The sequence below is a fragment of the Prosthecodimorpha staleyi genome (genome assembly GCF_018729455.1).
In the GTDB taxonomy this organism is placed as follows: Bacteria; Pseudomonadota; Alphaproteobacteria; order Rhizobiales; family Ancalomicrobiaceae; genus Prosthecodimorpha; species Prosthecodimorpha staleyi.
In genome coordinates, this window is the sequence record NZ_JAHHZF010000004.1 from 391,890 (window position 1) to 405,374 (window position 13,485).

At 69.3% G+C, this 13,485-nt stretch carries 14 protein-coding genes; 2 read left to right on the top strand and 12 right to left on the bottom strand.

All coding sequences use genetic code 11. The annotated features are described in order from the left end of the window. Positions 1-190: 190 nt before the first annotated feature. The 12 genes from pufC to KL771_RS10280 all read right to left on the bottom strand — a co-directional run bounded on the left by pufC (position 191) and on the right by KL771_RS10280 (position 10,997). Positions 191-1,213 (bottom strand): photosynthetic reaction center cytochrome PufC, encoded by a 1,023-nt coding sequence (gene pufC / locus KL771_RS10225; RefSeq protein ID WP_261968432.1) that lies wholly within the window; start codon positions 1,211-1,213, stop codon positions 191-193. A gap of 2 nt (positions 1,214-1,215) precedes the next feature. Continuing rightward, entirely contained in the window at positions 1,216-2,181 is a 966-nt protein-coding gene (gene pufM / locus KL771_RS10230) for a photosynthetic reaction center subunit M (RefSeq protein ID WP_261968433.1), read from the bottom strand. 12 nt (positions 2,182-2,193) lie between these two features. After that, positions 2,194-3,018, bottom strand: a complete 825-nt coding sequence (pufL, locus tag KL771_RS10235; RefSeq protein WP_261968434.1) for a photosynthetic reaction center subunit L — start codon at positions 3,016-3,018, stop codon at positions 2,194-2,196. Between the two features lie 127 nt (positions 3,019-3,145). Then, a complete protein-coding gene (gene pufA / locus KL771_RS10240) occupies positions 3,146-3,337 on the bottom strand; it encodes a light-harvesting antenna LH1, alpha subunit (protein WP_261968435.1) in 192 nt (63 codons plus the stop codon). A 13-nt stretch (positions 3,338-3,350) separates the two neighbouring features. Beyond that, the gene (gene pufB / locus KL771_RS10245; protein WP_054359608.1) at positions 3,351-3,575 is read right to left on the bottom strand and encodes a light-harvesting antenna LH1, beta subunit; all 225 of its coding nucleotides are present in this window, start codon (positions 3,573-3,575) and stop codon (positions 3,351-3,353) included. 121 nt (positions 3,576-3,696) lie between these two features. Continuing rightward, a complete protein-coding gene (locus KL771_RS10250) occupies positions 3,697-3,927 on the bottom strand; it encodes a hypothetical protein (protein ID WP_261968436.1) in 231 nt (76 codons plus the stop codon). 60 nt (positions 3,928-3,987) lie between these two features. Further along, positions 3,988-5,433, bottom strand: a complete 1,446-nt coding sequence (gene bchZ / locus KL771_RS10255; protein ID WP_261968437.1) for a chlorophyllide a reductase subunit Z — start codon at positions 5,431-5,433, stop codon at positions 3,988-3,990. Continuing rightward, positions 5,433-6,959 carry a chlorophyllide a reductase subunit Y gene (gene bchY, locus KL771_RS10260; protein WP_261968438.1) on the bottom strand — a complete coding sequence of 509 codons (1,527 nt, stop codon included), beginning with the start codon at positions 6,957-6,959 and terminating at the stop codon, positions 5,433-5,435. Before bchY ends, bchZ begins: the two co-directional genes overlap by 1 nt. Positions 6,960-6,970: 11 nt before the next feature. Next, entirely contained in the window at positions 6,971-7,954 is a 984-nt protein-coding gene (locus KL771_RS10265; RefSeq protein WP_261968439.1) for a chlorophyllide a reductase iron protein subunit X, read from the bottom strand. Continuing rightward, positions 7,951-8,880, bottom strand: a complete 930-nt coding sequence (gene bchC / locus KL771_RS10270; RefSeq protein ID WP_261968440.1) for a chlorophyll synthesis pathway protein BchC — start codon at positions 8,878-8,880, stop codon at positions 7,951-7,953. The genes KL771_RS10265 and bchC overlap by 4 nt, the downstream gene beginning before the upstream one ends. 73 nt (positions 8,881-8,953) lie before the next feature. Then, complete coding sequence (locus KL771_RS10275) at positions 8,954-10,132, bottom strand: acetylserotonin O-methyltransferase (protein WP_261968441.1); 1,179 nt, start codon at positions 10,130-10,132, stop codon at positions 8,954-8,956. Position 10,133: 1 nt separating this feature from the next. Then, positions 10,134-10,997: a polyprenyl synthetase family protein gene (locus KL771_RS10280; RefSeq protein WP_261968442.1), complete on the bottom strand. Its 864-nt coding sequence runs from the start codon at positions 10,995-10,997 to the stop codon at positions 10,134-10,136. Positions 10,998-11,098: 101 nt separating this feature from the next. Here KL771_RS10280 and crtD point away from each other — a divergent pair, with 101 nt between their 5' ends. Beyond that, positions 11,099-12,625 (top strand): 1-hydroxycarotenoid 3,4-desaturase CrtD, encoded by a 1,527-nt coding sequence (gene crtD / locus KL771_RS10285; RefSeq protein WP_261968443.1) that lies wholly within the window; start codon positions 11,099-11,101, stop codon positions 12,623-12,625. A gap of 26 nt (positions 12,626-12,651) precedes the next feature. Continuing rightward, a complete protein-coding gene (locus tag KL771_RS10290) occupies positions 12,652-13,485 on the top strand; it encodes a hydratase (protein ID WP_261968444.1) in 834 nt (277 codons plus the stop codon).

Sequence of the window (13,485 nt, forward strand, 5' to 3'; positions counted from 1 at the left end):
GCGCCAATCCCATGTTGAGGCCGGGACCGGACAGGAAGACGCCCCCCGGGGTTCAGGACCGGAGGGCGTCGCTTCGATGGCGGGTGACCACCGTGCCGGAGGCATCGAGGGGGGTCCCGGCAGGTCCTGAACCGCGGGTGGCACCATGCTGGGAACGGTCCCGCCCCGCCCTTCGAAAGGAACCGCGCCGCTACTTCGGCGTGGTTTCGGTCGCCAGTGCCGGGCGATAGTCCTTCAGCATCGATGCTCCGAGCAGCGGCTTGTTGGCACCCTGGTGGCAGGTCTGGCAGTTGGCCTTGGCCGGGTCGCCGAGCGGACCCTTGCGGTTGTCGGGGAAGACCGCAGCCAGGAGCGAGATGTAGTCCTTGTTGACCTCCGACACCATGCGCAGCCCGTGCCAGGCTGTGACACGCTGCGGATTGCTTTCGCTCCAGTTCGAGAAGGAGCGGCTGTTGTGGCAGAAGTCGCAATTGACCCCGAGCGATTGCGACAGATGGAACATCAGCGAGTAGGTCATCTCCGTGTCCTGGATCGACTTGGACATGGCGGGCGCCAGGGCGGAGGTGGTCTGCAGGCGGATCTTGCTCGGATCGGTCAAAAGCGGAGTGAACGGATCGTCGTAGAGCGCCGTGATGCCGGCGGTCCAGGACGCCTTGTTCTTGCCCGTGCCGGTCGCCGCCATGCCCTGCGCCTCGGCCGGCCCCGGATTCTGCACCCAGCTATAGGCCGGGACGCCGTTGCCGCGGTGGCAGGTGTAGCAGGTCACGCCGACCTCGCCGACATGGGCCTTCCACTTCTCATTGATATGCTGCGTCATCTGGAACATGCGACGCGCGACGACCTTCTGGTACTTGGAGTCGTCCTCCATCTTGTCGGTGTTGTGGCAGAAGTCACAGCCGGCTTCGGGGGCGACCCATTCGTTGATCGCCAGCATGGTCCGGTTGAACTCCTCCTCGGAGAGGTCGCCGAGAACGGTGACGTTCTTGTAGACCTCCTTGGCGCGCTTGCCCTCCTGCGAGGCGGGCGGCTGCGCTTCGGGAACCTGGTTGGCCGCGGCGAGCGCCGCGGTCTGCTTCGCGGTGGACAGCTGCACCATGCCGGTGCCGCGATAGCCGCTTTGCTTGCTCTCGACCTGCTCCTTGCAGCCGGCGAGCAGGCCGGCGCCGAGAAGAAGCATCAGGGCGGCGGCGGCGCGTTTCGAGGATGGCGTCATGATCAGCCTCCAGCCGCCGGGTTGACCACCGGCTTGTCGGGAAGGGGATAGGCGGGGGCCACGCCGTGGTCGACGGCCCATTGGAACCAGTTGTCGACGACCGTGCCGGTGAGCAGGATGCCGATGCCGCCGGTGAGCGGGCAGAGCACCGCGAACCACCACGCCCAGCGATGGATCGATTCCATCGTGGCGTTGAAGCCCATCGTCCAGCGCCAGAACAGGGCGGCCCGTTCGGCAGCCGTGCCGCGATCGACGATCTGCTCCAGTTCGCGTTCGCCGCCGTAGCGACCGACCGCCAGGATGGTGGCGCCGTGCATCGCGAAGAGCAGCGTCGAGCCATACAGGAAGGCGATCGAGAGGCAGTGGAACGGGTTGTAGAACAGGTTGCCGTAGCGGATCGAGAAGGCGGCCGTCCAATCGAGATGCGGGAAGATGCCGAAGGGCACGGCCTCGGACCACGAACCCATCATCAGCGGCCGGATGAAGCCAAGCACCAGGTAGAGCCAGATCGCCGCCGCGAAGGCCCAGGCGACATGGGTGCCCATGCCGAGGGCGCGAGCCCGGACATAGACGCGGACCCACCAGAGCAGGATCGATGCCGTCAGGCAGAAGCCGGCGAGCAGCCACCAGCCGCCTTCCGCCATGGGCGGAATCGAGATGCCCCATTTCGGCGACGGCGGCTCAAGGGCGAGCCAGGGCAGCTGGCGGACGAACTGGATCGGATCCCAGTTCACCGACGCCCACATGTTGAGGCCGATGATCTCGAAGGCGGTGATGCCGAAGATCAGCGCGGCAAGGCCGGTCCAGCCGAGATAGATCGGGCCGATCTGGGCGTCGCCGAAGCGGCCGAGCAGATGGGAGAAGCCCATGCCGCCCTGGCGCGACCAGGCGGCGCCAGCGTCGATCACGCCCTCATAGGCGGGCCCGCGGGCCTGGACACGGGTAAAGATGTTGCGAAAGTCGCTCATGTCCGGCCTCCCTCAGTTCCAGATCGGCAGGTCGAGCCACCAGCCCCACCATTCCGGCCATCCGCGCGTCCAGAGCGGGCCGCTGATGATGATGCAGACGGCGCTCCAGAAGCCCGCGCTGAGGGCGAGCAGGAGGCCGAGCCGGTGGATGCCGAGCGTGCCGATCGAATAGCCGATCGTGTCGCGGAAGAAGGTGTTCTCGTGCTCCGCGGTCTTCATCGCCTCGCCCTTGGGCGGGTTCGCAGCCGACAGGATCAACGAGCCGTGCAGCGCCAGCGCGAAGGTCGTCGTGAAGAAGAACGACACCGCGATCATATGCGCAGGGTTGTAATGGAAATGGAGATACTGGTAGCCGACGTTGGACACCCAGTCCAAGTGGCTGAAGATCCCATACGGGAAGCCGTGTCCCCAGGCGCCGAGCAGGATCGGCCGGATCACCACCAGCGAGACATAGGCGAAGATCGCCACGCCGAAGGCGAAGGGCACATGATAGTCCATGCCCAGCTTGCGGCAGATTTCGACCTCGCGCAGCGCCCAGGAGACGAAGGAGCCGATGGCGCAGACCGTGATGATCTGCCAGAGCCCGCCTTCCTGAAGGGGTGCCAGGCCGAGGCCGTATTTCAGATCCGGCGGTGCGATCGAGATCTGCCAGATGTTCCAGGTCGGACCCAGCGCGGCGCCGTAGACGATCAGCGCGGTCCCGAGGGCCGCGAAGAAGATCGTGGTGACACCGAAGAAACCGACATAGAACGGGCCGACCCAGAAGTCGAAAAGGTCGCCGCCGACGAGCGTTCCTCCTCGGACCCTGTATTTCCGTTCGAAGCTCAGCATGGCCATGAGGATGCCCTCCACCGGCAACGATCGGCCAGGCGGGCCGGCGTTGTCTTCTCGGGTTTGCGCGCGCAGCGGAATTGCGGCGGATGGATCGGCTGCCGGGGGCGATCCGGCAGCCGTCCGGGACGGGTCAACCCACCAAAGCGGTCGGCGGGGTGATCACGTGCTGAATCTCGGCCGTCTTCTTGCGCGGGCCCTCGATCCAGTTGAACCGGTCCGTGCTGAGCAGGATGAAGTGAATCAGCACTGCGAGCACGAACAGGAAGGTGAACAGCGCGACGAGCGCCCGCCGGGGATCGAAGAGAAGCCAAATCTTGTACATGGTCTTCTCTCCTTCAGGTCAGGAACGTGGTCGCGTGCTGGGCGAGCCGCTCGGCTCCGTCGAGGAGCGTCGAGGCGTAGCCCTTCAGCGGGGGTAACCAGGGCCGCCACATCCAGACGAGCACATGGGCGACCACAGCGACCATCACGAAGCCGATGAAGCTCTTCATGAAGATGCCGTGGAATTCCTGTGCTTCCTGGTCGGTCAGCCCGGACAACGAACTTTTTGCCTCTGCCATGTCGGCCTCCGCAAATGTCTTGCCGTTGCCGCGCAGGCCCGCGCGGCTGGGTTCTGCCGCGCCGGACGTCCCGGAGCGGCATTCGGTCGGGCGGTCCCGACCGAATTCTGGAGGGCTCGTTTCAGCCCATGAAACAGTAGGGGATGGCCGCGCGGGCCATCGACCGGGCACGCCCGACGAGGGAGCGCGGCCCCGGCGCGCCGGGCACGAGGCCGGCAGCTTCCAGGACGATCTGCCAGAGCGCGGCGATCAGAAAGACCGGGAAGGTCGCGAAGAACAGCACGCGATAGGCGGTGGCCTCGCGCTGGCGGCGCAATTCGGGCCGGAGCCCGATCGGCAGGGCGGTGGACATCGAAACTTCCCCCGTGTTGTCGTTCTCTGATGCCGCCCTCGGCGGCGCGGGCCGCCGTCGTCAGACGGCGCCTTCGAGTTCGCTGGTCGCGCGAAAGACGGATGCGGTGGTGACGCGGAGATCGCCGCGGCGGCGGGCGTCGCGTTCGGCGCCGTCGCGCAGGCGACGTGCCGCCGAGATGCGGACCAGCACCGGATGGCGTTCCAGGGCCGCCTCGAGAGCCTCCTCCGCATTGCGGTCCCAGGCCAGTTCGGCAAGATGTTTAGCTGGCGTAGGATCGATGCGGTCCAGATCGGTACCGAGCGGCAGGATGTGGAACAGGGCGTCGAACAGGGCGTTGCAGACTTCCTGGACCAGGTAGACGGCGCCCGAATAGCCCATGAAGGGCGTCCCGGTATGCCGGCGGATGATCGCGCCCGGAAACGAGGCCGGGATGTAGATCGAGCGCCCGCCGGCCTCGGCCGCATACATGCGTTCGTTGTAGGAACCGAACAGGACGAGCGGCGGCGTGGCCTTCAGGGACTTGCGGACGGCCTCGTTGTCGGTCTTGGCACCGGGAATCCGCGCCGTCTGCAGCGTGCAGGGAAGGCCCATCTCGTCTTCCAGGAACTGCCGGATGCCGCGCGCATAGGTCTGCGAGGCGACCACCGCGAAGCTCGCGGTGCCGAAGAAATCCTGCGTCACCGAGCGCCAGAGATCCCACAACGGCTTGATCGTCGTGTGCTTCTCGCGGGCGATGAAGGGTTCGGGATCGAGGCCGAGCGTCGCGCCGAGGGCGCGCAGGAAGGCGGTGGTGGTGTGCAGGCCGATCGGCGCATGCAGCCAGGGCCGGTCGAGCTGCTCGCACAGGGCCGCACCGAACTCGCGATAGAGGCAGACATTGACCTCCGCCTCCGCAAGCCGCGGGACATCCGCCAGATGGCTGCCGAGCGGGAAGGTCATGCCGACCTCCGCGCCGATGCCTTCGATCAGGCGCCGGATCTCGGCGAGATCGGACGGCATGTTGAACATGCCGTAGCTCGGGCCGATGATATTGACCTTCGGCCGTGCATCGGCGGCGCGTTCTTTAGCCGGCTTTAATTTCTTGGGACCATACTCCTTCCAGAGCCAGGTCAGCGCCCGGTCGGCGCATTGCCATTGGTCCTCGTCTATGGTGCGCGGCAGGAAGCGTTGGATGTTGGAGCCTTCCGGCGTCACGCCGCCGCCGATCATCTCGGCGATCGAGCCGGTGACGACCACGGCCGGCAGGTCGGGATCGAGCGCCCGGCGGGCCCGCTTCATCGCGCCCTCGGTGCCGTGCTGGCCGAGTTCCTCCTCGCCGAGCCCGGTCACGACGATCGGCAGCTCATGCGGCGGCAGCGCGTCGGTATAGTGCAGCACCGAGGTGACCGGCAGGTTCTCGCAGCCCACCGGGCCGTCGATGACCACCTGCAGACCCTTTATGGCGGTGAAGACATAGACGGCGCCCCAGTAGCCGCCGGCCCGGTCATGGTCGAGGACGAGCATCAGATCATCTCCTCGGCCTTCTTCGCCTTGGAGGCGGATTCGCGCCGGCGGCGCATCTGTTCGCGGAAGGCGGGGCGCTTCAGCGGCTCGCCGGACCAGACGCCGGCGGTGTCGCCCTCCCCGACCCCGTCGAAGAAGGCTTCCATGCGGTCGAAGCGCGCCTTGTTGCCGATCGCGCCGTTGACGACATGGGCCAGCGAACCGGCGCCGGCCGCGCCGAACAGCGGGCGCGCAGAGACCAGGTTGGTGAAATAGAGCGCCGGGATCGCCATCTCCTTGGCCTTCTGCACGACCGGGGTCGTGCCGATGGCGAGATCGGGGCGGATGGCCATGACGGCGGCGACATCGCGTTCGAGCGAGGCGCGGTAGACGACCTCGACGCCGCGGGCCTCGAGCCAGTTGCGATCAGCCTCCGACCAGGGCGTGCGCGGGCAGGCGGTGCCGACATAGGGCACCTCGGCGCCGCTCTCGATCAGCAGGCGGGCGACCAGAAGCTCGGAACCCTCGTAGCCGGAGACCGTGATCCGGCCCTTGACGGGAGAGCCGGCGAGCGCGCCGCGGATGGCGCCGAGCTGGCGGTTCTTGGCCTCGTCGGCGAGACGGGCCGGAACGCCGGCGGCCGCCGCGATCGCATCGAGCCAGGCCATGGTGCCGTCGACACCGACCGGCGCGGAGCCGACCACCGGACGCCCGGCCGCTTCGAATTCGCGCACCGAAGCCGTGTAGAAGGGATGGATCGCCGCCACCACGGCGCTGTCGAGGGCGGCATAGAGCTCGCGCCATTCCCGCGTCGGCACGACCGGGCCGGCGGCGAGGCCCATCGGCTCCAGCATGCGGCCGATGCCGACCGGATCGGCGGGGAACATCTCGCCGAGCAGCGTCACGGTCGGCCGGTCCGAGGGACCGCCGCGCGGCGCCAGGACCGGGCCGTTCTCGGCCTCCCGGCGGGCGAAGGCGAGCATCGCGCCGGCCAGAACATCCTTGGCTTCCGCATGGGTCGGCACGCCGAAGCCGGGCACGTCGATGCCGACGATGCGGACGCCGTTGATCTCCTTCGGCAGCAGCCGGAGTGGCACGCCGGAGGCGGTCGGGACGCACAGATTGGTGACCACGATGGCGTCGTAGAGGGCCGGATCGGCCAGCGCATGGACGGCGTCGCGGATGTCCTCGAACAGCTTGCCGGTGACCAGCGTCTCGGAATTGAACGGGACGTAGCCGACCGTGCGCTTGGCACCGTAGAAATGCGACGTGAAGGTCAGTCCGTAGACGCAGCAGGCCGAGCCGGACAGCACGGTCGCAGTGCGACGCATGCGCAGGCCCACCCGCAGCGAACCGAAGGCCGGGCACATGCTCTGCGGCCGGTCGTGCGGGCCGACCGGATAGTCCTCGGCCAGGCGGTCGAGCAGTTCCGATCCGCCCGCGGCACGGGCGGCGGCCCTGAGGGTCTCCGCCCCGCCGTGACAGCCGTCATTGACGACGCTGTCGGCGACCGGGGACGGTCCTGCTTCATCGAGGACGACGGTCATGGCTGCACCGGTCAAGCGGTTTGATAGACGATCTCGAGCGACGGCCGGGACAGATCGGAAAGCCCGCACATGTCTTCGAGCGTGGCCGGTTCCAGCACCCAGTCGCGGCCGACATCCTCGCTCTTGAAGAGGCCGAGCAGGTCGTCCTGGCCGAGCGGCCGCGGACGGACCGGGGGCGCGTCGGCGACATTGCCGGCGAGGTCGTCGAACAGCGGCGCCCAGCGGTCGCCCGGACGGCCGACGATCTGGTAGTTCGCGCTCTTGCGGCGGATGTCCTCGTCGGCCGGGATGGCCGCAAGCACCGGGATGCCGACCCGATCGGCGAAGGCCTGCGCCTCGCCGGTGCCGTCATCCTTGTTGATCACCATGCCGGCCACGCCGACATTGCCGCCGAGCTTGCGGAAGTAATCGACCGCCGAGCAGACATTGTTGGCAACATAGAGCGACTGCAGGTCGTTGGAGGCGACCACGATCACCTTCTGGCACATGTCGCGGGCGATCGGCAGGCCGAAGCCGCCGCAGACCACGTCGCCGAGGAAGTCGAGCAGGACGTAGTCGAAGCCCCATTCGTGGAAGCCGAGCTTCTCGAGCAGTTCGAAGCCGTGGATGATGCCGCGGCCGCCGCAGCCGCGGCCGACCTCCGGTCCGCCCAGCTCCATGGCGAAGACGCCGTCACGCTTGAAGCAGACATCGCCGATCTTCACATCCTCGCCGGCCAGCTTCTTGCGTGCCGAGGTTTCGATGATGGTCGGGCAGGCGCGGCCGCCGAACAGGAGCGAGGTCGTGTCGCTCTTCGGATCGCAGCCGATCAGCAGAACCTTCTTGCCGTTCTGCGCCATGTTGTAGCTGAGATTGGCGAGCGTGAAGCTCTTGCCGATGCCGCCCTTGCCATAGATGGCGATGATCTGGGTGGTCTTGGTGGCCGGGATCACCGGCAGCTCGTCCGGGTCGTGGGTCGGCGTGGCCGCATCCGGCGTCTTGACGATCGTGTTCATGCCGTAGCCCTCCAGTCGAGGATCATCTTCAGGCAACCCGGATCGCTGAAGGCCGTGCGATAGGCCTCCGGCGCATTGGCGGCGGGCGCCCGGTGGGAAATCAGGCCGTCGAGCGACAGGCGCCCCTCGGCAAGCAGGGCCAGGACGGCGGCGAGATCGTCCGGCCGCCATTCGGCCGCGATGCGCAGTCGGATCTCGCGCATGAAGGCCGGCGGGAAGGCGAAGCTCGGGCGGCCCTCATAGAAGCCGGCGAGCACGATCTCGGCGCCGGGCGCGGCGCGGGCGACCAGGCTGTCGATCACCTCGCTGTCGCCGCTGGCGTCATAGATGACCGTGTAGTCGCGGCGCGGATCCTCGTCCGGGTCGAGCACGCGGTAGCCGCGCGCGCCGATCTGGCGGCTGGGGTTGCGCTCGATCACGGTCGGATGGCCGCCGAGGGCGACGGTCAGGCGGGCCAGCAGCCGTCCGAACACCCCGTGGCCGACGATCAGTTTGGGCAGCGGGCCGCCGGCGAGCGCATGCCGCGCCGTGGCCGCCAGGGCCAGCAGGGTCCCGTTCGCGCCGAGCGTCTCGTCGATCGGCGTGATCCGCCCGGCATCGACCAGGAGCCGCTGCGCTGCGCCGCCGAACAGGCCCTTGACGGGTCCGTAGCAGCGGGCCCCCGGCACGAACACGAAGGTGCCCTCGTCGAGCCCGCTCGAGCCCGGATCGACCACCCGGCCGACCGTCTCGTAGCCCGGCACGAGCGGGTAGCCCATGCCCGGAAAAGGTGGCATCCGACCCGACCAGAGCAACTTCTCGGTGCCGGTGGAAATGCCCGAATAGGCGGTCTCGACCAGCACGTCCTCCGCGCCGGCGGGTAGGCACCCGACGCGCTCAAGCGCCAGGGCACCGGGATTTCGCAGGACAACGGCGACGGTTTCCATGACGCTTCTCCTCCCCGGAGGCGACACATGACATTGACTGTAAGAGACGCCTGACGGTCTCTTGTGTCAATTCCTATTTACGTTCTGGGATCGCTTTTGTGTCCGCTGTCGCTGACAGGAGCGACACCAGCATGGGCCTGCGGGTCTGATGACGGCGGATCTCCGCGAAGCCCGCCTCGACCAAAAGGCGGCCGAGTGCGTCGGCCGAGCGCGGCCGCCCCCGTCCCATGGCCATCAGGTAGAAACCGAAATAGGCGTCGCCCATGCGTTCCGCGCCCGGCGTGCCGGCGAGCGGCTCGGCCACCAGGAGCCGGCCGCCGGGCGCCAGCGCAGCCCGCGCGGCGCGCAGCAGGGTCAGGACGATCTCGTCGGGATGATCGTGCAGGACGCGGACGAGCGTGATCAGATCCGCCCCCGCGGGCAGCGGATCGCCGCGGAAGTCGCCCGCGACCACGCGGGCGCGATGGCCAAGCCCGAGGCCGGCGAATCGCGCCTCGGCCAGCCTGGCCACCGGCGGCAGGTCGAACAGCACCAGGTCGAGCGCCGGATGGCGCGCCGCCAGGGCGGCCAGAAAGCCGCCCGTGCCGCCGCCGACATCGAGCACGCGCCGGTGGCGGCCGAAATCGTAGGCGTCGATGGCGTCGCCGTCGACGAAGCCGACCGTCGAGGCCATCAGTTCCGAATAGGCCGCAGCCGGGCTCGCCTCCGTGCCCGGACCGGCCGCATAGGGCCAGAATTGCGCCAGTTCGGTCCCTCCGGGCGGCGCGTGCAGGAGCGCGACCGGATCGGCGAGGTCGCGATAGAACAGGGCGTGATGCTCGATCATCCGCTGCAGGCCGGGATTGCCGCGCAAGGCGGCGCCGAGCAGGCCGAGCCCGTAGCGGCCGTCCGGCCGCCGTTCCAGGAGCCCCAGCGCCACCGAGGCATCCGCCAACCGGGCCGTGGGCTCGGGATCGAGCCCAAGGCGCAGGGCGAGCGCGTCGAGCGCGAGCGCCTCCCCGGCGACGGCATCGAACAGCCGAAGCTGCACGCAGGCGAGCAGGATCTGCGAATAGACGAAGCCGGCGCACAGGTCGAAGAGATCGGACGCATGCCGGCTGGCGACCCGCCGGACGACAGGTAGGTCGGCCGCAAAGCGTTGGAATCGCGGGCTTTCGACCAGCCGGTTGCGCCAGCGGGCGAGCCGGTCGCGCAGACGCGCGAACGGTCCGTCCCTGACCCTGCCGGCCCAGCCATCGGTCTGGGCGGTCATGTCACGCCGCCTCGGCCGCCAGTTCTGCCGGTAGGAACTTGCGCGTCTCGCGCAGGATCATGGCCTTGAGCATCGCGTCGCCCGGACAGACCGGCACCACGTCGACGGCGCGGGCGACCAGCACCCTCAACCGGTCCATCGCGCCGACCATGCCGAATTCCCGGGTCGCGCTCGGCCGCCCGAGCGCCGCGTCGCGGCCGACCGGCTTGCCGAGTTCGGCGGGTTCGCAGACCAGATCGCGGATGTCGTCGGCGACCTGATAGGCCTCGCCGATCGCCATGCCGAGCGCCCGCCAGGGCTCCGGCTCGAAACCGGCCGCGGCGGCGCCCGCCATGGTGGCGCCCGAGATCAGGGAGCCGGTCTTTCGGCGGTGATAGTCGGAAAGCCCGATGCTCGGTTCGCATTCCTGGGCCTGGCCGGCGACGATTCCGTTCGGCGCCCCGACCGCATCGGCGACGATGCCGATCAGCCGCCGCAGCCGCACTGGGTCGGCAACCCGCCGCGCCAGCTCGGAGAAGGCCAGCACGATCAGGGCGTCGCCGGTCAGAAGCGCGACATTCTCGCCATAGGCGGCATGGATCGACGGGCGGCCGCGGCGCAATGTGGCATCGTCGAAGCACGGCATGTCGTCATGGACCAGCGAGGCGCAATGCAGCAGTTCGATGGCGGCGGCGGCGGCGTCGGCCGCGGCCGGCTGGTCGTCGGCGCAGGCGAAGGCGACCGCGAGGGTCAGCCGGGGCCGGAGCCGCGCGCCGCCGGGAATCACGGCGTCGCGCAGGGCGGCACCGAGCCGCGGGGGACATCCGTCCCTGGCCGTGGCCAGTGCCAGTTCGAGGGCGGTCTCGATGCGGCCTGCAGCGTCCATGGCGAGCGCTCCTCCGTGACTGTCAGATATTTTTGACTTTCATATCTGTCCAAAAAATATGACACTGCAAGGCAGAGAGTGTCAATCCTGGGAGCCTGGCCATGTCAGCCCGCGTGGTCGTCATCGGCAGCGGCATGGGAGGTCTCGCGGCGGCGGTCGAACTGGCCACTGCCGGGATGGACGTAACCGTGCTCGAACGCGCCGGACGGCCGGGCGGCAAGCTCGCCGTGATCGACACCCTGGCGGGTCCGATCGATTGCGGCCCGACCGTCTTCACCCTCAAGCCGATCTTCGAGGCGCTGTTCGCCAGCGGCGGTGCGCGGCTCGACGACCATGTCCGGCTGGTGCCGGTCGACGTGCTGGCGCGGCATGCCTGGCCGGACGGCAAGCGGCTCGACCTGCTTGCCGATCCGCTCGAGACCGCCGACGAGATCGGCCGTTTCGCCGGGCCGGGCGAGGCCGGACGCTTCCTCGACTTCTGCCGCGCCGCACGGCACGTCTTCGACACGCTCGACCAGCCCTATCTGAATGCCGACGGGGCGAGCCTCGCCGGGCTGCTGCGCCGGGCAGGCCTGAGCGGATTGCCCGACCTGATCGCCCTGCGCCCGTTCACGTCGCTCTGGAAGGCGCTCGGCGGCTATTTCCAGGACCCGCGCCTGCGCCAGCTGTTCGCCCGCTACGCGACCTATTGCGGCTCCTCGCCCTTCGCCGCCCCGGCGACCTTGATGCTGGTCGCCCATGTCGAGCGCCTCGGCGTCTTCGCGGTCGAGGGCGGCATGAGCACGATCGCCCGGGCGGTCGCGGACCTGGCGCAGCGCTGCGGCGCGCGCTTCCGCTTCGCCGCGGAGGCGACGCAGATCGTCGTCGCCCATGGCCGCGCCGTCGGGGTGCGGCTTGCCGACGGCGATGTCCTGCCGGCCGACATCGTGGTCCACAATGGCGACATCGCCGCGCTCGGCGCCGGCCTGCTCGGCGCGGGCGCCGCCCCGGCCGCGCCCGCGATGCCGCGGCTGACCCGGTCGCTGTCGGCCGTCACCTGGGCGATCGCCGGAGAGGCCTCCGGCTTTCCGCTGGTCCGCCACAGCGTGTTCTTCTCGTCGGATTACGGGCGCGAATTCGAGGATCTGTTCCATCACCGGCGCCTGCCGACCGAGCCGACCGTCTATGTCTGCGCCCAGGATCGCGAGCAGGACCGCGAACCGGGCGGCCCGGAACGGCTGCTGGTCCTCGTCAACGCGCCGGCGGACGGCGATCTGCGCCCCCTCGAACCGCAGGAGTTCGCGCGATGCGAGACCGCGACCTTCGCCCATCTGAAGCGGCTCGGCCTGACCATCACGGCGGCGGAGAGCCGGATCACGACGCCCGCGGACTTCGCCCGGCGCTTTCCGGCGACCGGGGGAGCCCTCTACGGGCGGGCGACCCACGGCTGGTCGTCGGCCTTCCGGCGGCCCGGTCCGCGGACCTCGATCCCGGGTCTCTATCTGGCGGGCGGCAGCGCTCATCCGGGACCGGGCCTGCCGATGGCGGCTCTGTCGGGACGGCTGGCGGCCCTGTCGGCGATCCGGGACTGGACTTCGACCGCCCGGTCCCACCGGGCGGCTATGCCTGGTGGTACCTCGACGGCGTAAGCGACGACGGCGCGTCGGCGATCACGGTGATCGGCTTCGTCGGCAGCGTGTTCTCGCCCTACTACGCCTTCGCGCGCCGGCGCGGGGCCGCCGATCCGGAGAATCATGTCGCCATCAATGTCGCGCTCTACGGGCGCGGGGCCGCCTGGGCGATGACCGAGCGTGGCCGCCGCAGCCTGAAGCGCGGCCCGGACCTGTTGCAGGTCGGGCCGAGCCGGATGCGGCGCGCGGGGCAGCAGCTGATCGTGGAGATCGACGAGATCGCCGTGCCCTGGCCGCGCCGACTGCGGGGCATCATCCGGCTCGACCTGCCGGCGCTCGGCACCGAAGGCTACGCCCTCGACGACGAGGAGCGCCATGTCTGGCGGCCGATCGCGCCGGTCGCCCGGATCGAGGTCGAATTCGAGCAACCGCGCCTCGCCTGGCGCGGCAACGCCTATCTCGACCACAATCGCGGCATGGAGCCGATCGAGGACGGCTTCCGGTCCTGGTCCTGGGCGCGCCTGACCAACCCGGCCGGCACCACGGTCTGCTACGCGGTCGAGGGCCGTCGGGAGGGACCACGCGGCTTTGCGCTGGCCTTCCCGCCGGCCGGCCCCCCGGCGCCCGGACCGCTGCCGCCCTTCGTCGCCCTGCCGCCGACCCTGTGGCGGATCGCGCGCCCGGTCGCCTCGGAGGATGCGAGCACCACGCGCATCCTGAAGACGCTCGAGGATGCGCCCTTCTATGCCCGCTCGCTGGTCGCCGCGACGATCGGCGGGCAGCCCGCCGTGGGCATCCACGAGAGCCTGTCGCTGGATCGATTCCGCCATCCGGTCGTGCAGATGATGCTGCCCTTCCGCATGCCGCGGCGCGCCTGA